Origin of the sequence: Erwinia sp. MMLR14_017, from assembly GCF_033657285.1 — a bacterium.
GTDB lineage: Bacteria > Pseudomonadota > Gammaproteobacteria > Enterobacterales > Enterobacteriaceae > Erwinia.
This window is the reverse complement of record NZ_JAWVWP010000002.1, coordinates 189,186-210,529: the sequence shown is the minus strand read 5'-3', so window position 1 is coordinate 210,529 and position 21,344 is coordinate 189,186. Positions and strand designations below refer to the sequence as shown.

23 protein-coding genes and 1 pseudogene are annotated in these 21,344 nt (G+C 49.7%); 17 read left to right on the top strand and 7 right to left on the bottom strand.

The window, feature by feature from the left end; genetic code table 11:
* Positions 1-124 precede the first annotated feature (124 nt).
* Positions 125-1,021, top strand: coding sequence for a LysR family transcriptional regulator (locus SD961_RS04040; RefSeq protein ID WP_318789116.1), 897 nt, complete (start codon positions 125-127; stop codon positions 1,019-1,021).
* A gap of 383 nt (positions 1,022-1,404) precedes the next feature.
* On the opposite strand, the gene SD961_RS04035 is transcribed toward SD961_RS04040, so the two are convergent.
* Positions 1,405-1,695 (bottom strand): Bor family protein, encoded by a 291-nt coding sequence (locus SD961_RS04035; protein WP_318789115.1) that lies wholly within the window; start codon positions 1,693-1,695, stop codon positions 1,405-1,407.
* Between the two features lie 201 nt (positions 1,696-1,896).
* Positions 1,897-2,030: pseudogene (locus SD961_RS04030) on the bottom strand (molecular chaperone DnaJ); the annotation flags it as partial.
* Positions 2,031-2,220: 190 nt separating this feature from the next.
* On the opposite strand from SD961_RS04030, the gene SD961_RS04025 reads away from it, so the two are divergent.
* The 5 genes from SD961_RS04025 (at position 2,221) to SD961_RS04005 (ending at position 6,305) form a co-directional block, all read left to right on the top strand.
* The gene (locus tag SD961_RS04025; protein WP_318789114.1) at positions 2,221-2,700 is read left to right on the top strand and encodes a hypothetical protein; all 480 of its coding nucleotides are present in this window, start codon (positions 2,221-2,223) and stop codon (positions 2,698-2,700) included.
* A 544-nt stretch (positions 2,701-3,244) separates the two neighbouring features.
* Entirely contained in the window at positions 3,245-3,433 is a 189-nt protein-coding gene (locus tag SD961_RS04020; RefSeq protein WP_318789113.1) for a hypothetical protein, read from the top strand.
* Between the two features lie 955 nt (positions 3,434-4,388).
* Positions 4,389-5,165 (top strand): DeoR/GlpR family DNA-binding transcription regulator, encoded by a 777-nt coding sequence (locus SD961_RS04015; protein WP_318789112.1) that lies wholly within the window; start codon positions 4,389-4,391, stop codon positions 5,163-5,165.
* Positions 5,166-5,175: 10 nt separating this feature from the next.
* Complete coding sequence (locus SD961_RS04010) at positions 5,176-5,736, top strand: NUDIX hydrolase (RefSeq protein WP_318789111.1); 561 nt, start codon at positions 5,176-5,178, stop codon at positions 5,734-5,736.
* A 170-nt stretch (positions 5,737-5,906) separates the two neighbouring features.
* Complete coding sequence (locus tag SD961_RS04005) at positions 5,907-6,305, top strand: VOC family protein (protein ID WP_318789110.1); 399 nt, start codon at positions 5,907-5,909, stop codon at positions 6,303-6,305.
* Positions 6,306-6,429: 124 nt separating this feature from the next.
* On the opposite strand, the gene SD961_RS04000 is transcribed toward SD961_RS04005, so the two are convergent.
* Positions 6,430-6,855: an ASCH domain-containing protein gene (locus tag SD961_RS04000; RefSeq protein WP_318789109.1), complete on the bottom strand. Its 426-nt coding sequence runs from the start codon at positions 6,853-6,855 to the stop codon at positions 6,430-6,432.
* Between the two features lie 115 nt (positions 6,856-6,970).
* Between SD961_RS04000 and SD961_RS03995 the strand changes: the two genes are divergently transcribed.
* Complete coding sequence (locus SD961_RS03995) at positions 6,971-7,360, top strand: VOC family protein (protein WP_318789108.1); 390 nt, start codon at positions 6,971-6,973, stop codon at positions 7,358-7,360.
* A gap of 759 nt (positions 7,361-8,119) precedes the next feature.
* Here SD961_RS03995 and SD961_RS03990 read toward each other — a convergent pair.
* Positions 8,120-8,581 carry a helix-turn-helix domain-containing protein gene (locus SD961_RS03990; RefSeq protein ID WP_318789107.1) on the bottom strand — a complete coding sequence of 154 codons (462 nt, stop codon included), beginning with the start codon at positions 8,579-8,581 and terminating at the stop codon, positions 8,120-8,122.
* Between the two features lie 126 nt (positions 8,582-8,707).
* Here SD961_RS03990 and SD961_RS03985 point away from each other — a divergent pair, with 126 nt between their 5' ends.
* The 3 genes from SD961_RS03985 to SD961_RS03975 all read left to right on the top strand — a co-directional run bounded on the left by SD961_RS03985 (position 8,708) and on the right by SD961_RS03975 (position 11,669).
* Positions 8,708-9,919, top strand: a complete 1,212-nt coding sequence (locus SD961_RS03985; RefSeq protein WP_318789106.1) for an MFS transporter — start codon at positions 8,708-8,710, stop codon at positions 9,917-9,919.
* On the top strand, positions 9,916-10,803 hold the full coding sequence (locus SD961_RS03980) for an EamA family transporter (protein ID WP_318789105.1): 888 nt from the start codon (positions 9,916-9,918) through the stop codon (positions 10,801-10,803). The genes SD961_RS03985 and SD961_RS03980 overlap by 4 nt, the downstream gene beginning before the upstream one ends.
* A 398-nt stretch (positions 10,804-11,201) precedes the next feature.
* Positions 11,202-11,669 (top strand): GNAT family N-acetyltransferase, encoded by a 468-nt coding sequence (locus tag SD961_RS03975; protein ID WP_318789104.1) that lies wholly within the window; start codon positions 11,202-11,204, stop codon positions 11,667-11,669.
* A gap of 117 nt (positions 11,670-11,786) precedes the next feature.
* On the opposite strand, the gene SD961_RS03970 is transcribed toward SD961_RS03975, so the two are convergent.
* Both SD961_RS03970 and SD961_RS03965 read right to left on the bottom strand, forming a co-directional pair.
* Positions 11,787-12,158, bottom strand: coding sequence for a DUF427 domain-containing protein (locus tag SD961_RS03970; RefSeq protein ID WP_318789103.1), 372 nt, complete (start codon positions 12,156-12,158; stop codon positions 11,787-11,789).
* Between the two features lie 184 nt (positions 12,159-12,342).
* A complete protein-coding gene (locus tag SD961_RS03965) occupies positions 12,343-13,041 on the bottom strand; it encodes a glutathione S-transferase family protein (protein WP_318789102.1) in 699 nt (232 codons plus the stop codon).
* A 165-nt stretch (positions 13,042-13,206) separates the two neighbouring features.
* Here SD961_RS03965 and SD961_RS03960 point away from each other — a divergent pair, with 165 nt between their 5' ends.
* The 3 genes from SD961_RS03960 to SD961_RS03950 all read left to right on the top strand — a co-directional run bounded on the left by SD961_RS03960 (position 13,207) and on the right by SD961_RS03950 (position 16,129).
* Positions 13,207-14,118, top strand: a complete 912-nt coding sequence (locus SD961_RS03960) for a LysR family transcriptional regulator (protein WP_318789101.1) — start codon at positions 13,207-13,209, stop codon at positions 14,116-14,118.
* 380 nt (positions 14,119-14,498) lie between these two features.
* Positions 14,499-14,729 (top strand): helix-turn-helix transcriptional regulator, encoded by a 231-nt coding sequence (locus SD961_RS03955; protein WP_318789100.1) that lies wholly within the window; start codon positions 14,499-14,501, stop codon positions 14,727-14,729.
* Positions 14,730-15,394: 665 nt separating this feature from the next.
* Positions 15,395-16,129: an SDR family oxidoreductase gene (locus SD961_RS03950; protein WP_318789099.1), complete on the top strand. Its 735-nt coding sequence runs from the start codon at positions 15,395-15,397 to the stop codon at positions 16,127-16,129.
* A 617-nt stretch (positions 16,130-16,746) separates the two neighbouring features.
* Here SD961_RS03950 and SD961_RS03945 read toward each other — a convergent pair.
* Complete coding sequence (locus SD961_RS03945; protein WP_318789098.1) at positions 16,747-17,658, bottom strand: NmrA/HSCARG family protein; 912 nt, start codon at positions 17,656-17,658, stop codon at positions 16,747-16,749.
* A gap of 101 nt (positions 17,659-17,759) precedes the next feature.
* Between SD961_RS03945 and SD961_RS03940 the strand changes: the two genes are divergently transcribed.
* The 4 genes from SD961_RS03940 (at position 17,760) to SD961_RS03925 (ending at position 21,241) form a co-directional block, all read left to right on the top strand.
* The gene (locus SD961_RS03940; RefSeq protein WP_318789097.1) at positions 17,760-18,158 is read left to right on the top strand and encodes a helix-turn-helix domain-containing protein; all 399 of its coding nucleotides are present in this window, start codon (positions 17,760-17,762) and stop codon (positions 18,156-18,158) included.
* A gap of 245 nt (positions 18,159-18,403) precedes the next feature.
* Positions 18,404-19,165, top strand: coding sequence for an alpha/beta hydrolase (locus SD961_RS03935; RefSeq protein WP_412916651.1), 762 nt, complete (start codon positions 18,404-18,406; stop codon positions 19,163-19,165).
* Positions 19,166-19,187: 22 nt separating this feature from the next.
* Entirely contained in the window at positions 19,188-19,862 is a 675-nt protein-coding gene (locus tag SD961_RS03930; protein WP_318789096.1) for a heavy metal response regulator transcription factor, read from the top strand.
* Positions 19,859-21,241, top strand: coding sequence for a heavy metal sensor histidine kinase (locus SD961_RS03925; RefSeq protein ID WP_318789095.1), 1,383 nt, complete (start codon positions 19,859-19,861; stop codon positions 21,239-21,241). The genes SD961_RS03930 and SD961_RS03925 overlap by 4 nt, the downstream gene beginning before the upstream one ends.
* Positions 21,242-21,344 lie beyond the last annotated feature (103 nt).

The window sequence follows — 21,344 nt, the reverse complement described above, 5'->3', positions numbered from 1 at the left end:
GATGTGCCATGTTTAGATCTTCCGAAGGAGAGCAAGAACCTGACGATAGCCGCTTTGTTATTCAAGAAAAACTGGGATACATTTCCTTTCATAGCGGAGTTATATGTCCGTAATGGGGTAGGCGATGGATAGTCTGGGTGGTTTTGTAGTTTTTATTCATGTCGCGGAAACTCGCAGCTTTGTAGCTGCCGGACGGGCGTTGGGTGTATCTGCCTCAGCCGTCGGCAAGAGCGTGGCGCGGCTTGAGGCAAAATTTGGAGTACGTCTTTTCTACCGAACAACGCGCAGCATCACGCTTACAGCAGAAGGGGTTCGTTTTCTGGAGCGAAGCCGCCGGATTCTGGCCGAAATCGAAGCAGCGGAAATAGAGATATCCGAAGCAAGGGCAGCTCCGCGTGGACGCTTGCGCGTCAGTTTGCCGATGATGAGTACACCGCTGCTGCCAGTGTTGGGCAAATTCATGCGTGAATTCCCCGGGATCGAGCTGGATTTGGATTTCACCGACAGGCTTGTCGATGTCGTCGGGGAAGGCTTTGATGCTGTCGTCAGAGCTGGTGAGCCGACCGACTCGCGCCTCCTTGCCAGGAAACTTGGTTCTTTTCGTTCGGTGCTCGTGGCATCTCCCGATTACCTGGCCCAACGCGGCACGCCTACATTGCCTGCTGATCTTCTCGAACACACCTGCCTGCACTATCGTTTTCCACACAGTGGCAAACTGGAGCCATGGGAGTTGCGCCTTACTGACGGTGAATCCGACCTGAGTTTACCGGTATCAATGGTCTGTAATAACATTGAATCGCGGGTCAGCTTCTCACAGCAAGGTATTGGAATAGCATACCTGCCGGAATTCGCCATCAAGGGGTTACTGTCTGACGGGCAGCTTCGCAAAATTTTAGCCAACTACACAGAACGTGCAGGCGTTTTATATGTTCTTTGGCCTGCAAGCAAATACCCCACGCCGAAAGTGCGTGTCTTTATCGACTTTCTTCATAAATGGTTCTTGCCTGAGGTTTCTACATAGGTGTTGAAGAAAAGGCTTATTACATCAACTCAGTCGAGCCTGGAACTCCCCCCTGCATTTCAGTACTGAGTGCGTTTAGTTAAGGACCCGGCCTTTGATTCATTTCTTATGCCCGGATAGTGACCGCCGTTCAGCTTTATCGCCGTTTCACCAAACCAGCCCTGTTGCGCAACGTCCGCTTTTCGCTCAAAGCGGACTGACATGCCTCAACAGCTTACCACCGCTTTTACCAGGCTGGACGACGTTGCCTGAACTCGTTTCGGGTAACGTCGTCAGCAGGCAAGCCGCGCAGCGGTGCGACAGCAGAATTTAATAGTTACAATATACTAATGCGATTTAATAACAGGCGCAGGATTAGGCCGGCGAACCGGCCTGAGGCATTATCAGATGGCGCAATAAACGCGCGCTTCACGTGGCGTGTAGATACCAAACGTCACCACGCTCAGTAAGCCATTAACAAACGTCTGCTGCACTTCAACCCGACTAACTTTTTCCTGGCCGCCGCACACCTGTGCCGCATCAATGCTCTTACGCTGACCGATACCTGAAACAAAGAACGGCTGGCTGATGGTTTTCGTCGCCGCGCCAACTTGATTCTGTTTCATTACAAAAGTCTGCTGCGCACAGCCGGTTAAAATCAGAGCCAACAACGCCGCAACACAAAGCTTGTTCATAAATATCCTTATCGCCTGAAATGAAAAAATAAATGCTGAGTGAAATCATCACTCAGCCAGCAATCAGGTTATCGACAACGAAAGCGGAAACATGAGAAAGATTTTTAAGTACGCCTAACGGATACGTTTTGCTGAATAGTACAGCAATAAAAAAAGCCCCTGCACAGCAGGGGCTTTTTATGTTTACCGCAGCGTTTCCGCTTAGCGAGTCAAATCGTCGAAGAACTTTTTGACGCCATCGAGAAAGCCTTTGAATGCGGACTGTTCTTCTCGCCCGCCGCACCACCAAAGCTCTATTCCAGCTCACGCAGCAGCGACTTATGCTTCTCGCCCATAGCGGACCCTGGCCTGCCGTCAGTCCGCTTTGTGCCAGGAGCGAACTTTTTGGTAGTTGTCAGCGGGGAGGTATTTCAGCAGAATGAGACTGCTTTAAGCATGGCCATTTTTTATGCAGTCACAAACTATTGAATCTGGCTCTGGTAGGAGTTACCAACTCACAAAAGAAAGGATGCAGGAGATCGAGCTATGCGTACTCATCAACTGAACAAGTCCCGTAAACTGTATCGCAGCGTCAATAAGACTACGCGGCATCATTCTAATAATCCAGGTGCTGAGTATCGCTGGGAACGCAATCGTAAAAAAGTCGGAGATGAGCTACTGGCAAAGCGCGAGACGATGCATGGCAGGCAAAAGCGTGGCCGGGATTACACGCCATTATTTTACTTTCTAATCAAACAGATTGGAAAACCGTGGGATAAAATATTCAGCGAAGTATGCGGACGCCTTGATACTACCGAGCCGGTATTCTGGTTGGTCGCGCTACATGAGCATCAGCGAAGGGATTTAGTCTGCATTGACGAAAGCAGCTTTTATCCGGGCCTGTTTGTTGATGAGAATGGAATTCTGCAACAGGTAAACCCTTCGATAACGGGAAAGGACGTTGAGGTGACTTGCCGCTGCTGCACACACACTTACATTGGTGAGCCTGTGCCCTGGATGGATTGAGTGACGACACCTCTTGTCTTGACACGAGTGCGTCCGCCATCAGCTGTGAGAGCGATTGCTAACGTCCGCTCCTTGCTCATGACTGACCTTCAATCTTAAACGAACGATATGAACGTCCATGAACATCAACTTTCTCGCCAGTAAGTCTCTCAAAATCCTCTATTGCGTCTGGATCACCATGCCAGGCCATACAACTTAAACAGTCTCCTCCACAATCCAGATTTAAGGTGTCTGGTAGTTTGCTCATAGGCTGACCACAAGTCAGGCAGTTGTTTACTTTCATTAGAAGGCGCCCTGTTTGCGTTTTCAGATTAAACATCTTTTCTGCTGCTTAACTTGCCACTTTCAGGCCTGACTTTCATTCATACCGAACTCACCCCCTCCACTTGTCTGCTTTGTGCCAAAAGCGGACATCAGCGGTTGTACTTTGCTTCAACAGGCAAAGTTCGATCTAAAGCCGATATTGCCGAACCGCCGCGCATTGTTTTTCTTACACTTGCCCCAACATCAAGCCTTCCGATTAATCTTTCATGCAGGGACAGCAATGACAGAACAGTACAAAATGCAAAGAACGCAGCGCGTATCTTTCACAAAAGAAGAGGCCGAAATCATCGATCAAGGCAGAGAAATTGCCAGCGAGTTCGCACCTGAGCCGGTTTCGGTTAACAAATTCATCCGCAGAAGTGCGGAACTACGTGCAAAAAAAATTAATGAGGGTGATGTAAACGCCTAAAAAGTTTCAGAAAACCCTCCCCGGCCACGAGTACAAAATTGGACTTGGGGTTAATCAGGCTGAGAGAATTGGTAAAGCTGCCAATCAAGTAAATGAAACGCCGCGCGATTTTCTTAAAAAGAGCGCTTTAGATAGCGCACATAAACTGATCAATTCGGTCCACGGTAACGATAAGTAAGATCACATTGGCGAGTATCTTACAAAACCGCCGCGAGGCGGTTTTTTACGCCTTTTCCCCCGCATTCGGTAAAACCCCAATTCTGCCGAATCCGGCCCGCTACAGCGCGCAATACCATATCTAATGCCTTTCTTAGCTGGCAGACCTACCAGATATAGTGGTCAGGCGGTCAGCGCCGGGGCAGGCTGCGCTGGTTTGCCCGCTGCGCCATGCGGGGCGGGTTTAACCGAATGCGATTTGCCGCCAGCGGAGTTTTTCTTCTTTTTTTACACACTGCACAATGTCGAGGTGCTGTCAGAAAATGTCATTCTGATATTAAGCCTATGTCCGCTTTTCGCTCATAGCGGAAGGTGCTATCACGTCGGAGTGCTGTGTGCCAGAAGCGGAAATTACTCTGTCAGAATACGATAACCTCAGCCGGCCCAATTTGTTACTTCCTGGTATCTTGCTGCTTTCTGACAGCGCCGCACCGGGCCAGTAATAAACCTGTAATACATAAAACAGTGCAGCAAAGAGATAAACCATTGCTGTCGCCAGAATGCCTTAATCATTGCTTCCAGCCTTTTGTCCGTTGAACCCGAACACGTTACCTGCATTTTTATCAGCGATACGTTTACTCCATACTCCGATTCGCCAGGAAAGCGGGATAACCGCTACCCCTTCAGGTTGAACAATTCAGCTTTTCTGATTTCGCACTTCGTCGCCTGGCATAATGTTGCATCATCCCGCAAAAAACCGCACATTAAGGCAACAAATATTGCAATTTGGCGCATTGAAATGAAATTACCTGATGCAAGACGGCGGAAAATACTCGATCTTCTGAACCATCATGGCGAGTTACAGGCCTCTGCACTGGCTGAAAAACTGGGCATCTCAGAAGATACTGTTCGGCGCGATTTGATACGCCTTGAGTCAACAGGCATGCTGCGTCGCGTCCATGGCGGCGCTATTCCCCGCTCACAGGTGCCGCTGAATCACAAGGAAAGGCTGGGCAGAACCGGCGCGTCAAAAAGCGCCATCGCTTCGGTCGCCGTCTCTCTTATTCGCCAGGATTACGTCGTCGGACTGGACGGAGGAACCACCACACTTGCTATTGCACAGACTATCCCGCCTGGATTGCGTTGTACCGTGGTCACAAACAATCTACCCGCCGCCATGGCGCTGGCAGATCACCCGGATGTGGAAGTCATTGTGCTGGGAGGAAAATTATTTAAGCCCGCAATGGATATGACGGGCCACAGAGTGTGTGAAGAGCTAAGCAGCATGGTTTTTGATATCTGCTTTATCGGTGCGGCGGCGGCAAATATCACCACAGGCTTTAGCAGTATCAATTACGACGAAATTCAGGTTAAACGGGCCTGGACTAAGGCTGCACAACGCAGCATCTGCGTAATTTCAGGAGAAAAGCTGGGTAAACACTCTCCCTTCTCTTTTGCAGCACCCGGCGAAATCAATGACATTATTACCGATAACGATGCGCCCGCTGACTATGTTGCGCTATTCAACGGTGAAGGCGTCAACGTTATTGTGGCAGATCACCTGACAAAGAAATAAGGAGATTTTTGTGGACGTGGAAATAAAAACACTCTCATCGAAAGAAATTTATCGTAACCGCTGGATGACGCTAAAGGAAGATCGGATTCAGAGGGCAGACGGCAGCGAAGGGATCTATTCAGTTATTGAAAAAAGTGATTTCGTTGTGATCATTCCGGTTGAAAATAACGAGATCTATCTGGTTGAGCAGTACCGTTATCCGTTGGGCAGGAAAACCAAGGAACTTCCACAGGGGAGCTGGGAATGTTCCCCAGATGCCACCCCTGAAGAGGTTGCGGCCGGTGAACTGAAAGAAGAAACGGGTCTGAAAGCGGGAAAAATGGAATATGTCGGATATCAGAAGCTTGCTCAGGGCTATTCAGCACAGGGCTACCACATATACCTTGCCACGCAGCTGGAATTTATCGGACAGGAACTGGACGAAGAAGAATACGGTCTGACGGTGGAAAAAATCAAAATCAGTGAATTCTGTCAGTTGATACATGATGGTGAAATTTCTGATGCGACTTCCGTTACCGCTTTCCTGCTGGCGATGACTAAAAAAATGATTGTTGAAAGTGACCTGGATTAGACAGTACAAGACCGGCGTTACTCAATAGCTTTAATGTCCGCTTTTCGATCCTAACGGATTGTGCGTCCGCGAAAGGCTGGTTTCGTTAAGCTTTTGACTCACCCTGGCGTTGAGCTAAAGTAACTTTATGGTAACTTGCAACCTCATACATCCTGCTTAAGAGACTCTGAATGCTAAACGGGCTGAATCATATAACAATTGCCGTAAGTGATGTTTCAAGAAGCTTTGATTTTTACGTCAACAAACTTGGCTTTATACCTAAGGCCAGATGGACCTGTGGGGCTTACCTTTGTCTGGGTAATCTGTGGCTATGTCTTTCTGCTGATTCCGTTGCTACTCAAGAGGATTATACGCATTACGCATTCAGCATCCGAAGCGAAGACTTCGATGTGTTTGCTAATCACCTGAAATTATCAGGCATTACAGAGTGGAAAATAAACAAGAGCGAAGGGAAATCAATTTACTTTTTAGACCCTGATGGACACAAGCTGGAAATCCATGATGGCAATTTGGATAGCCGCCTCAGAGCCTGTATAAAGCACCCTTATGAAAAAATGCAATTTTTCTGATGTCATGGAAGTAAGAGGAACAATGAAGTTTTGGCGAATTCGGATGGATCGCAATGGTCAAACTAAACACTTACGAACTGTTTCAACCTCGAATGAATTTTCAGATCTAATGTCTGCTCTTCGCTCATAGCGACCTGTGTGACAGAACTTCAATTACCTCAAATTCTTCTGCAACAAGCTCCATGTCGTCAGAGTAACAACCTGCTCTGGTGAAAAATGCTTTATGTTCTTTCCTCCAGTATTCAAGGCTCAGATCCCCTTCACCCTCTTTCCTTGCAAATTCCTCAGTTACATCACAGAAGCGTACCAGCCGCATCGAAACCATTCTGATGACGCACACCGGAACACCTTGCCCGTTGAGGATAATATTATGACTGCCTATTTTGGGTGCTGATTCTTCTGCCTGGAGGGCTGCAAGGGAACCGCATGATGCGGTTTTAATCCCTTTAATGACTAATTCTGCAAGCTTGTTCGCCATCTCCGGGCTGTCTCCGATTGACCATGCCTGGGAACCCGGATACTTCGTCTTCAGCTCATTAATTAAATCCATCTTAAAATCCATTTATAGTAGTAATTTAATGAATGAATTTAGCACGATTTTATCAAATGCGCGGCCCTACTCTTATGTTAGATATGAGTGATGGGCCTACTGCAACAGAGACTTTATGAATTTTCACCATCTGCGTATAGCGCGACCTGTCAGTAATCTGGAGCTCAGCTGTGAAATGTACTGTCGTGGGATTGAGCTCAAAAAATTAGGTTCCTTTTCAGACCATGAGGGTTTTAGCGGCCACATGCTGGGGCGTCATGGCCTGGGCTGGCATCTGGAATTTACACAGTGCCATCATCATCCTGTATTACCCTCTCCATCCGATGAAGACTTACTGGTTCTGTACGTTCCCGATAAGGCGTTATGGGGCGATGCGTGTTCAAGAATGGACGAGGCCGGATTTGTCAGGGTTACCTCATTCAATCCTTACTGGGATAACGATGGCGCGACTTTTCAGGATCATGATGGGTACAAAATTGTTATTCAGAACCGGCAGTGGGGATAGCTTTGACTGAGTTTTACAGATGTCATAGTAAGCCCGGCTGTCCGCCAGGGGCGGCGGGAATTAATAATAAAGCGCTGCGGTTAATCCAGACAAATGCTAACCGCTGTTACCCGGTGTGCTTTTTTCAGTTCTGGCGTCCGATTTTCGCTCTAAGCGGAAGGTGCTATCACGTCAGGCCGTTTAGGGCCAGAAACGGACATAGCAAAATTCACATAAATATCTGTAACGGGAAAACGTCGCGGGCGCTCCCCCTTGTTTTCAGGAACAGATTAACTTTGACAGAAGCGAGCCGGTTGCCGAAAGGGTCATAAACTTCCATAACATCTCCCCAACCTTGCTTAACTATTTCCGGGCGACCTTACCCGTATTGTTTCTTGTATAACTTATTTCTTAATAACGCATTGTTCTGCAAGGAATAAATATCGTTTCGCCCGGACTGGCATCACCGAAATGTTCAGATAAATGTAACTACAAACCTTCTCTGGTTATGCCCATAGACAAGAGTCATGCAGGCTAGAACCGGTGTTCAAATGCGATGCTGAATGACAGAAATTCAAGACAGAACTCTCGTGCTTTTCTGTCATAACCGATCGAAAAATACGTTTCAGAGCATTGATGCAGGTAATATCGATCTCATACTTATCCGTTAATTCACGATAACCATGGTCTACCTCACTATGCTGTTACCGGTAAGGCCCGCCTTACCGGTGGGTGTGGGCTTGTTGTTAACAAACGGGCGGCTCAAACCAAAGAGGATGATCACTCTTTTTCGCCTGTAATCACACGCCGACGATGGCAGTCGGCAGGCTCCAGTTTGTTTCCGTCACATGAACGGACCTCCAGCGGCTGGAGAGGCTCTCCATGCGTATTATCCACAAGGACTGAGTGTATTTCGCCCTTCTCAAACATATAGCGCTCTCCCCACTGACGCATCGCCACGACGATCGGGAAAATGGTGCGTCCTTTATCGGTAAGGACATATTCCCTGTACGCGCTGCCATCTGAAGCCGGACAGATCTCAAACACACCGATATCGACCAGTAGTTTCAGCCGGGTAGAGAGAACATTTCTGGCCAGCCCCAGATTCTTCTGGAATTCGCTGAATCTGCGGACATCATCAAATGCCTCACGGATAATCATCAGACACCAACGTTCACCAATCGACTCTAATGTCCTGGCAACGGGACATTCGCTGGTCCTGAGTGATTCCTGTTTTGCCATCCGTTTTCTCTCTCAGTTTGCTTTGAGTGATCCAGCATAACGTCCCTTAAAAGAGGTTGCAAAAAAAAACCACCACTGTAGATTCTACGTCTAATGTAGTTTTAAAAAGAAACCAGAGAGGGTTGTATGCACGGTAAGGCAGACAAGAATTCTGACATTGCGATACAGACACCGTTAGCAGATGACCCGGTACTTTCCCCCTGGATAACATTTTTGTTCTCACTCACCTGTGCCCTTGCGGTGGCAAATGTCTATTCTGCTCAGCCTTTACTTGAATCAATGGCAACCAGCCTGAATGTAGAACCCGGTATCATTGGCAGCGTCGTCACCCTGACTCAGGCAGGCTATGCAGCCGGTTTGCTCTTTCTGGTTCCACTCGGCGATCGGGTGAACCGAAAAATCCTCATTATCACTCAACTGTTACTTTCAGTACTGGCCTTGATAATGGCGGGGTTATCACAGAATCTGGCGATCCTGCTTTGCGCTATGCTGTTAATCGGCTTGATGGCGGTAGTGGTGCAGCTGATGGTTGCATGGGCAGCGATACTGGCAGCGCCCCACAGACGGGGAGAGGTTGTGGGCAAAGTGACCAGCGGCATTGTTCTGGGGATCCTGCTGGCCCGCTTCATTTCAGGAACGATTGCCGATCTTGCCGGTTGGCGGGCCGTTTATCTGATTGCTTCCTGCCTGATATTGCTGATCGCATTAGTGCTTGCGAAAGTGATGCCCGCCTCTCCGCCGCAGGTGAAAAAACCAACCTATCTCTCTCTACTGCTGTCTGTTTTCCGTCTGTACCTCACTGAACCACAACTAAGGAAGCGCGGAGCTTTCGCTCTGCTTATCTTTGCGGCTTTCAGTATGCTCTGGACCACGATGGTTCTGCCGCTCAGTGCCATGTCGCTTTCACATACTCAGATCGGCATGTTTGGTTTAGCGGGCATAGCGGGTGCGCTGGCGGCCTCAAAAGCGGGATTATGGGCAGACAGAGGCAAGGGGCAGCGCGCAACCGGATTAGCCCTGGCATTGCTGACACTCTCATGGCTACCCATCGCCGGTGCCGAAAAATCTCTGCTATGGCTGATTATCGGCGTCATCGCGCTGGATTTTGCGGTGCAGACGGTTCATGTGATCAATCAGAGCATGATCATTGCAGCCAGGCCCTCAGAGGCAAGCCGCCTCGTGGGAGCTTATATGTGTTTTTATTCTGTCGGCAGCGCCTTTGGCGCCCTTGTTGCCACTCAGCTATATGCGCTCTGGGGATGGCAGTCAGTCTGCTTTGCGGGCGCATTCGTTAGTGCCTGTGCTTTTATCTTGTGGTCAGGATTACCTGAATCATGAAATTACATCATCTGCTGCTTGCGATTCTGATAACAGCCATCTGGGGCGTTAACTTTTCAGTTATCAAGCTGGGGCTGAATTCCGTGGATCCCTTAATTCTGGCAGGCATACGTTTCACCCTATGCGCCTTGCCTGCGTTATTCTTTATAAGAAAACCTGATGTCCAGTGGCGCTATATCATCAGCTATGGTCTGGTTTTTGGCATGGGTTTATGGGGTCTGGTCAACCTGGGGATTAAAACCGGGCTTTCTGCCGGAATTGCCTCACTCCTGCTGCAATTCAGCGCCTTCTTTACCATCCTGTTGGGAAGTTTGGTATTTAAAGAAAGCCTCAACCGTTATCAAATCGCGGGCTTCACTATCGCTTGTACGGGATTACTGAGTATTGTTTTTATTACTGATGGCTCCGTTACTCTCTTCGGTACGCTGCTGGTACTGGCAGGTGCGACAGCCTGGAGTATCGCCAATATTATTAATAAACAGGCGGGAACGAAGCAGATATTTGCCTTTCTGGTTTGGTCGAGCGCCTTTTCTCCGTTACCACTTTTCTTGCTGGACTGGCTGGTCAACGGAACCAGCGGATACACTGCGCTGGTCAACCACATTGACGCTCGCGCTGTGTTGTCAATACTGTTCCAGGTCTATCCCAATACGCTGTTTGGCTACTGGGTGTGGAATTCCCTGCTTAAGCAATACCCCCTCTCTACCGTAGCGCCCTTATCACTGTTGGTACCTGTGTTCGGCATTCTGGGATCTATGGTGATATTTGGTGAAGATATTTCGTCGGTGAAGATTCTCGCTCTGCTGCTGATTATTTCCGGGCTGGGTGTAGGATTATATGGTCATCGGCTAAAGTCTTTTTTGCGTGAAAAAGCATTAAATTGAATTGGCACGTTTTTTAGTAGCTGACACAACACTCGCTTAGCGTCCCGGCTAACGACACAGGAACTAATCAGAAAATGCCTCAGAGGCATCAGGATAAATCGGACAAAGCTGTCCGTTAGCCAGGCAACGAATTTATGCCTCTGTGCTTTTTACGGCAACTTTCACTGGCTGCCATGCAGGCATAAGCGGAGCATGGCGCCAGTCTGGTGAATAACTGATTGCTCAGAATGGAGTGGATTACGTCGAGGCTGGCAGTCCGCTATGTGCCAAAAGCGGACGTGGCTAACATCGAGCTATGTTCATTTATCGGGAGCAGGTCACCGCACCTCTTCTCTTGCTGAATTAGTGAAAAGCGAAGGCTTAAACTGCCTAACGGAATTTTAAAATGAGGTGGCAGTATGAAAAAAGTGTTTATTGAACAATGGCATGAGAAATACCGTCAAGACTTTGTTAGTTTATCACTTGAATGGCTGGAGAAATATGTCTCCGTTGAACCGGTTGATCTTGAAATACTTAACGATCCTGAAGGCTATATTCTTTCAAGAGGGGGAGCTGTTTTTTTCGCTCGTTTGGATGGTGAAACAGTCGGAACGGTTGCGATGATCCCAGGCGAAGATGATGCTTTTGAACTGGCCAAGCTGGCTGTGACAGAAAAGTATAAGGGCCTCAGAATAGGACAACTTCTTATGGAACGTTGTATAGCGTTCGCAGAGGAACGTAAGGCGAAGAAAATATTCCTTTTCACCACCGATGTACTGGTGGCTGCGGTTAATCTTTATCGCCGAAATGGGTTTACAGATGTGGACCTGACAGAGAATAAGTATGTTGAGGCTGACATGCGTATGGAGCTGATTTTACATAGCTAAGCAGTAATGGATCGTCCGCTCCTCGCTCAAAGCGGACATGTAAATCAACTGACGGTACAAGGAGTGAGGCGCGTCAGGGATCGGGTTGCTGACGGAGCAAAAAAGCTCTGTCGCACCCTAAGCGACGTTGATAGCGTCAACCCGGTCAGGATAGAACGCCAGGTAAGAGCCTATTTGTGCTGCTCCAGGAAATGGGTGTTCATAAGTCCATACGGCGTTCACGCTACGTTCTCCACCCACTGGAATGCTGTAGTAAGCGCAGTCCCCTTTGTAAGGGCAATACGTTGCATGGTCGGTACGCTCGAGCTGCTCCATGCGAACATCGTCGCGCGGGATGTACAGGACTGCCGGGTAGCTTGCTTCCTTCAGGGATAGCGCTCGGGTGGTGTCCGCGATGACCGTTCCGCCCAGCGCTACTGTAACGCGGCGAAATTCAGGCGTAATCGTGATCGGATGGTCCAGCCCAGGTAGTTTCACAAGTTTGTTCATAGGGTACACATCCGCAAAATAATAGAAGAAGCGCAACGGGTTATACACCTGCCGCGCAACGCATCAGACGTTAGCTTTAATCTCACCGAACCGACTATCCCCGGCCGAAACAGACTACCACGCCTGCCCCAGGTAGACCTCTTCGATCGCGCGAAACCCACGGTTGGATTTCGCGCGAGTTAGATCACGCCTTGTTATCGAGCTCAGGGATACCGCTGCTACGGTCTGCATAGGCAGCCTGGAAACCAGGACGCTGCTGCCAGCGCTGCCAGTATGCGTCCAGGAACTCGAAACGTTCGTCCAGCGGCGTAGCATTCACCGGGAACTTCGAGAACGCGATCGCGGTTGCCAGCGTGATGTCCGAGAAAGTAGGCTCGTCGCCCCCCAGCAGCCATTGGCGTCCGTCCGAAAGATGTTTGTTGACCAGCGCAGCATGGGCCAACGCTTCTTTGCGGCAGTGTTCGCCCCACGCTTCGTTCTTCGTCAGTTCGAGTTTGAAGCCGAGACCGGTATGCAGAACGTGGAAAGCCGTGACGATTCGATACAGGATATGAACCCAGATGCGGTTATCCCACATGTTGTCCAGGCCCTGTTCCAGCGGCGTATCCCCCATGATCTTGCGGCCGGGGTAGGACTGGTCCAGGTAACGGACGACAGCTGCAGTTTCGGAGATGTAGCTACCGTCAGCGAGCTCGAGGGTCGGCGTCTCACCCCAGGCATTCATTTTCAGGTGACGCCATCCACGCTGTTCGCCAACCGGCGTCATGTCGTAAATAGTCTCCTGGAACTGATCAGCGATTCCCTTTTCATGCATGAACAGGCGCAGGCGCTGTGGGTTAGGGAAAGCCGAAGGCGAAGTGAAAACGTTCAGTTTGCTGGTCATTGTGTAGCTCCTAAAAGTATGTCGGGGTGTAGGCCAAAACCGTGCACTGCTTGAGTAGCCCGGCCTTGCCGCGTTGTTGCTGAAGCAGTAGACGTACTTTAATGCGTTGTTCCTGGTTGATAAACCATGTGATAATCAATTCATTTATTACAAATGGTAATCAATATGGCAGCGGGTAACCCACTTCAGCTTGGCAGCATTGAACAGTTCTGTAGAGCAGCGGAGACTGGCAGCTTCACCGGTGCGGCTGAGATCCTCGGTTTGACGCCGGCCGCAGTCAGTCGGTCGATCAGTCGGCTCGAGCAGCGCCTCGGAGTACGTCTTTTTTTGCGGACCACCCGCGCCGTCAGGCTTACAACTGAGGGCGAGCTCTATTGGAAAGAATGTCATCTGGCGCTTGAGCAAATCGCCGAGGCTGAGCGAGCGATCACGGGTTCACAAACCGTCCCCAGCGGACCGCTACGCATTAGCGTCAGTGCTGCTTATGGAACGTTTCGCCTTTTACCCTTAATGCCCAGGTTCACTGAGCTTTATCCGCAGATCGATATCGAGATTAGTATCTCGGACAAAATAATCGACTTTGTTGAAGAGGGCTTCGACCTGGCAATCAGGCTGGGCGTTCCGCAAGATTCGCGTCTTGTCGCCTTCAAGCTTGAGGACGCCTTGCTTGGGGTCTTCGGAACGCCGACATACCTTGCAAAAAAAGGTGAACCATACCGTATTGATGACCTCAATCAACACGATTGCATCCAGTACATATCACCGAATACAGGGCGCCCGCTGCAGTGGCTGTTCACCGATGAAACAGGTACTTCAATCGAGAAACAGATAACGAGTCGGATGCGTATCCTTAATGATGCGTTAGGGGCTGTCGCCTGGGTTAACGCGGGCGGAGGCCTTTATCAAACCTATCGCTTTGCAGTGGGAGACGCTCTAAGGCGTGGAGACCTTGTAGAGGTCCTGCAAAAATATGGCGGCCGCTCTCGCCCGTTTTCGATTCTCTACCCCCAGAATCGTCATCTGTCGGCGCGAGTACGCGCATTTGTAGAGTTCTTGCGCTCAGCAGTGAAATCCTGACTTACAGGATGCGCTCGATATCGAAGTCGCAGCTTTTTTAACACGATTGGCCATTCTCTCAGCGTCTGCTAGCGGCCCAGACTGTGTAAAAACGCGAAATCATAATGTTTTCAGGTGTCGTTTTACCCTTCCCGACCTCACGAAAACGCCGTAGCGCGCGTTCTGAGAGGCCCGGCGTCGTGGGCTGGCTGGCCGTCTTGCGTTTTTACACGGCCCGGATCCATTGCGGACCTTCGTTATCCACGAAACTCGCGGAAAGCTACTCAGGCCTGCAAACGAGAGCTATGACCGCGCCAGTGGAACCGTACCAGCCACAACGCAAGTAAGGCGTAGGGGGAAACGTACAGGAGCTGCATTACTGTCAGGTATTCAACGAACAGGTGCGCCAGGACCTGGCACGCAACATGAAAAGACTTCGGGGCAAGCACAGCCTGTCGCAGGAGGCGCTCGCCCTTAGCGCTGATGTAGACCGTACTTACGTAAGTCAGATTGAGAGAGCGGTAGGTAATCCGTCTCTACTCGTGCTTTGCAAGCTGGGAACAATCCTGGAAATGGACGTGTTGAGCTTGCTTGCGAGCGCGACCCACGGGATGGGAGACAGCTCGTCGTAACATCATCCTGTCAAGCATCCGGTAGTGGTAGCGGCAAAATTGTGTATATGAAAGTGACTACGAAAGAGCATGCATTGGCCTGAGAGCTGGTGCTGAAGCCACGTTTCAGGTCATCTTTCGATTTAACGTCTGATTTGCTTCTGTTGTCTCATGAGGTTTCAATCAAGCCCATGAGGAGAGACAAACCCTACGAAATCCAGGCAATTGCGTGGATTTTTCTTTTCATGACGTCTCACGTACTCTCATGAAGGCGCAGTCAAAAATGAGTACAGGACCGAAGCGGAACGTATTGCGCCTGATGACCCACGACGATACGACTCACAGCCAGAAGCGGACATTGCAACATCGGAGTGTGTTAATCAATAAAAGCGGGTTAGTTTATATATTTTCAACCCAGCGGCGAAAGATGAGGAATCTGCTGCTCTATAATTGGGATCATTTCCGATTTAGTGACTCAATAATTCTTTCTGTATAAACCGTATTTAGCAGCATGATCGCCGCCGTTAGCAACGTTAGCTCACTGAACATCAGCCCCCTGTAAGCAGGAGCTGCTAAGAGCAGTACTTCTCTTTTCTGATACGATGGGAATTGTTCGGAAACTGATTCGTAGACTAACCCGTCAGGAATATTGATCCTGCCGGCCCGTCATATCTAACAGGAGTATTATGATGAAGATGCAGGATCTTACAGGCAAAGTTGCCGTTATCACCGGTGCATCAAGTGGCATAGGTCAGGCTGCGGCGCGCCTACTGGTTTCGGAAGGGGTTCATGTCATCCTGGCTGCACGCCGTATCGAGCGGCTCACTGCACTGGCAAAAGAACTGGGCGAAGCTGCTACTGTCATTCAGGCTGATGTGGCCGATCAGACTCAGGTAAAAGCCCTTTTTGAGCAGGTAAGTTTGCGTTTTGGTGGCCTCGACTTGCTTTTTAATAATGCGGGTACAGGCATCAGTGCATCGTTTGAGGAGAGCACACCGGAAGACTGGAAGACCATGATTGACGTGAATCTTTATGGTGTTCTCAATTGTACGCACGAAGCTATTCCATTAATGCGCGGCCGTTCGGGTGCCATGATCTCATCTGTTTCCAGTGTAGGTGGGCGTTACGGCGTGCAGAACTGGTCGGTGTACAGCGCCACTAAATATGCCGTCGTGGGTTTCCATGATGCACTGCGCAAAGAACTGGGCCCGGAGCACATCCGTGTGTCAGTCATAGAACCGGGCGCAGTCTGGACTGAATTTGGCCAGAATGTCAGCGAAGCGATGAAAGAGCGTCGTGAAAAGCTTGATGCTCTTAGCGCAGAAGATGTTGCTCAGGCTCTGGTATATGCGTTTGCTCAGCCCGCTAACGTACTAATTGAAGAGATACTGATGCGGCCAGTGCTCCAGGTCGCGCCTTAAGGCGTCTGGCTGAATAATGTGGCATATAATCTTATCGAAAAGCACTGGAAGACTTTCGACAGGGCCTGATTGACCTGTTAATCAGCGTTTAATAAAGTCATTATGCTCAATCATATAGACACGGAAAGACAGTAAGAAGTGAATGGTATTCAGCAGGGTCGGCTGCCCTGATGAATATTCAGAAAAAGGATTATTTGACCGCCTTATACATCATTGGCTGTTCAGAACTATTGATACAGGGGGATACAAAAAACAGCCCTGGTATAAGAATTTTTTCTTTCCAGGCGATCCCTTGCCAGGACAGTCTTCACTCCGGGTTCCTAAGTCCGCTTTTCGCTCTGGTGGACTGTTCGCTCTCTTCAGGCTGATTAGTGCCAAAAGCGAGCATTGTCAGTATTGTTTCATACTGACGAATGGTCGACATGTAGTATTAAAACCCGGCTACTCGTGAATGTTGTTCATTTATCCGGGATAAAGATATTTTCTGTTTCAAGCCAGCCGTCAACCCGCAGAAAGTCACTGACATACTTATTATGGCGTGCAAAGGCGAACGGCTGCTGCAGAGAAAATTTTGCTAATTAATAGGATTGCCAGTCCTCATCGAATATTCTGATAAACTATTGATTAAAAGCCCATTTACCTGAAGTTCCGAGTGAGCTTTCAAATTCACTTCGTCCGGGTCCTTCCAGCCAGGACTTAAACGATCGCAGTTCCGGATTAATTTGCCGCATTGACTCCAGATCAGCATTCCCTGCCAGGCGGCCATCGTCCACAAGCGCGGTAAGCTTTTGCAGAAAAGGATTGGCTGCAAGAAATTCATCAGTGAAACGGGAATAGGGGACAGGCTGACCGGCAGCCATCGAGAACAATTCTTCCAGTTGCTGACCAGTAACCACATCGCTTGCGATTTCGAATGTTTTCCCTTTAAAGCGTTCAGGATCTGTATAAATTGCCGTAACAATCTTTCCGATATCCTCTACGGCCAGAACCTGCATCTGTTTTTCGCGCTTCATAAAAAAGGTGAAACGTTTTTCATCAAGACCGAAGCCTGGCATGACCAGCAGTTCCATGAAGGGGGCTGGCCGTACAATAGTTGAGTTAATCGGCAGCGTGCGGATATATCTTTCGATTAAGGCTTTAGTTTCATAATGTGCAAGACCTGTTGGTTCGTCACCCGCTGCACTACCTGAAGAATATACCAGGTGTTTTATACCGCATTCTACAGAGAGCTCGGCAATGGTTTTACCATAACGCACCTCTTCTTCATCCGTAACCGCGCCACCGGGCGAACTTGGCTGAACACTGAAAACCCCGTACGCACCATGCATTGCCGCACGCATCGCATCTTTATCGTCGAACGTGCCTTCCACAACATCAGCTCCGGCATCCCGGAGAGACACCGAGGCTTCAGATAAAGTATTACGTACCATCACCCGCACGGGCCAGCCAGCCTTTATAAGTGCAGTGGCTACAGATCCGCCCTGCTGGCCCGTCGCACCAAACACCAGTATTAAAGGTCTGTTATTCATCTCTTCTTTCTCCAGTATTATTCCTGAGTTACTAATATATACTTCTGAATAATTAGCGGAAGACGGCACATTTTTGAGCCCCAGTAACAGGAGTGATACCTATGGAAAAGCACATACACGGCCGCACCTATGAAGAAAAGAACAACAAACCGCATTTCAAACCCTGCGCGCCTAATTCTGTACTGGCAAGGCTTGGTGATAAGTGGACAATTCTGGTGATGTCGCATCTCGCAGTATCGAAAAACCATACGCTCCGCTTTTCTGAATTAAAAAGTGGTATTGAAGGAATTACCCAGCGCATGCTGACGATTACCCTGAGAAATCTTGAGCGGGATGGCCTGTTGTTACGCCACTATTTTCCGGAAGTCCCCCCACGAGTCGAATATGAGTTGACTGAGATGGGTGCCAGCATGCTGCCGGCACTGGAAGGATTTACTTCCTGGATCAGGAACAACTGGTCTCAAATCGAAGAATCCCGTAAGGCCTACGATCTTCGCTAATTAATCATAATCGTTTTGTTCAGCCTGCTCGTTGAGCGAAGCTGTTCTTGTAGTGATCGGCTGCATTGTGAGAAAACCGGGATAACAAGTCATGCCGAAACCGCGATGTACGCCAGGATATTCGGTTAAGAGAAATTATCCGTTCCGTATTGTCCGATGTCATTTTTTTGTCATAACTTGCTCACCCTGTTGTCAGAGCCAGTTTCATATCCTGTCAGCGACCCATCCCAAACAGGAGCATTAAGATGAATTTAAAGAAAGTCCCCCTTGTTGTAGGCATGTTACTGGCAGTCGCATGCGGTGAAACGCAGGCCCAGTCGCAGCCGGTGCGCAATATTGTACTGGTGCACGGCGCTTTCGTCGGCGGTGCAGGCTGGCGTCCGGTATACGATCGGTTGACGCATGATGGCTATAACGTATCGCTGGTACAGGAACCCCTGACCGGGTTTGAACAGGATGTAACGGCGACACGACGCATCATTGATCAGCAAACGGGCCCGGTCATACTGGTCGGTCACAGTTATGGCGGCGCGATTATCAGCGAGGCCGGTAATGACAGCAAAGTAGCTGGCCTGGTGTACATTGCTGCGCATGCGCTGGATAACGGCGAAACTGAAGCCATTAATGGCAAGAAATTCCCTAATAGCGCACATCCATTTGCCAAATCCGATGACGGTTATCTGACGATCAAGCCGGAAAATTATCACAGTGATTTTGCTGCTGACCTGCCTGCTACACAGGCTGATTTCGAAGCGCATGCGCAGATGCCGACTAACGCAGCGGTGTTCACCGCCAACATTCCCGATCCGGCGTGGAAAACCAGGCCAAGCTGGTACATGGTGGCGAAAGCTGACAAAATTATCAGTCCCGATCTTGAGCGCATGTATGCCAGCCGCGCGCGCAGCCATACGGTAGAAATTGCCGGTGCCAGCCATTCGGTGTATGAGTCACATCCTGTTGATGTCGCCATGTTAATCGAACAAGCCGCGCAGCACGCGCTGCCTTAAAACCCTTTCCAGGAAGATGCGCATGAAAATTTTGATTGTTGAGGATGAGGACAAAGCTCGCGATTACATGCGCAAGGGATTAACGGAAGCGGGATTCATCGTCGATACGGCGGAAAATGGCCAGGATGGCTTGTTCTATGCAACAGAACATCACTACGACCTGATCCTACTCGACGTGATGCTGCCCGAAATGGATGGATGGCAGGTGATGGCGGCGATGAATAAGCAAATCCATACGCCAGTGATTTTTCTGACCGCTAAAGGCACCGTGGAAGATCGTATTAAAGGGCTCGAGCTGGGCGCAGATGATTACCTGGTCAAGCCCTTTTCGTTTGCCGAGCTGCTGGCGCGCGTCCGGACGCAACTGCGACGCGGCAGCCAGCAGAAACTGCCCGATACGCTGACACTTGCCGATTTGCAGCTCGATATAATTAAACGGCGTGTCGAGCGTGGCGGTGAGCGTATCGATCTCACTAACAAAGAATTTAACCTTCTGCATCTTTTTTTGCTGCATCCAGGGGAAGTACTGACGCGCACCCTGATTGCTTCACGCGTATGGGATATGAATTTTGACAGCGATACCAACGTGGTAGACGTGGCGGTTAAGCGCCTTCGGCAGAAAATTGACGCCCCGTTTGCTCAACCGCTGATCCACACCGTGCACGGTGTGGGTTATCGCTGTGAGGCAGAGCGGTGAACAAAAGCTCCCTCGCAACGCGTCTGTCGCTGATGCTAAGCGCCACGGTCATCGTCATTTTTTTATTTATGGGCATCGCGCTTTATCATTCACTGGCAATGCAGATTGGGACGCGCGACGATGCGGCGCTGCTGACGCGTATTGATCAGATCCGCACGCTGCTACGCGATGAGGATGCCATTACGCTGATTCAGCAGAAACCGCATTTGTTCGCCAATATGCTTGGCAATACCGAGTCGCTGCTGGTGCTACGCTTTCCCGGCCAGCCGCCGCTGATTGTAGTGAATCCTGGCCAGCGTCCTCTCCCCGCCATCACGCCTGTCGCGGCCGACCAGCCGCTAACGCTCCCTTCTGTTCATCATCTCACTAACGAGGATGGCATCCCTTTTATCTCGGCAGCGGCGCTCGCGCCCACGCATGATGGCAGCGGGCAGATTGAGATCATCTCTGGCCGCCTGATGAGCGACCGTACAAAAACCATGAACAATTATCGCGATCAAATCATTTTGGCGACCACACTGGCCACATTGCTGGTGGCGGCGATAAGCGTCTGGCTGGTGCGACGTGGTTTGTCACCGCTGCGCCATCTGGCAAACGAAGCGAATGCGATCGATGTGCGCCATTTGTCACACCGCATGTCCGATCAGGTTCCGGCCGAGCTGCAGCCGCTGGTCGCCGCCTTTAATCAGATGCTGAGCCGCCTTGAAAGGGGTTATCAGCAGTTGAGTCAGGTTTCTGCCGATATGGCGCACGAACTGCGTACTCCAATCGGTACGCTGATAGGCCAGACCGAAGTGGCGTTAAGCCAGACGCGCCTCGTCAGCGACTATCAACGGCTACTGGGATCTAATTATGAAGAGCTGGAGCGGCTGGCCAGAATGATAGACAACATGCTTTTTCTCGCTAAAGCGGAAGATGCCAGCCAGGAGATGGATATACAGCGTATTGATCTGGCACAGCTTAGCGAAAAGTTGCAGGCCTATTTTGACAATATGACCGAAGAAAAGGCGATGCGGCTGGAGATGGCGCTGCACGGCGAATTCTATGCCGATCCGCAGTTATTGCAACGCGCGCTGGCGAATCTGATAGCCAATGCGCTGCGCTACGGTAATCGCGGCACCACGATTCGTGTCTACAGCACTAAGAAGCCGCATGGAATCGAACTTGGAGTGGAAAATCATGGGCCTGAGCTAGGTAGCGAACAACGGGCACGCATTTTTGATCGTTTTTGGCGTGCTGAAACGTCACGCCATCAGAGCAGCAGCGGACTGGGGCTTTCTATTGTTCGCAGCATTATGCGGTTACATCAGGGTAAATGCGAAGTATATAGTGAAAAGGGTGTTAACAGATTTATTCTGTTATTCCCCAGGGATGATTAATTTAGTACTTTTTTATTTGTTTGTACGATTACTCTCCAAAATGATTCGAGGTGCAGGCGAGCCACTGCTATTAAAACGATCTGAGTATATTTCTCGCTCATAG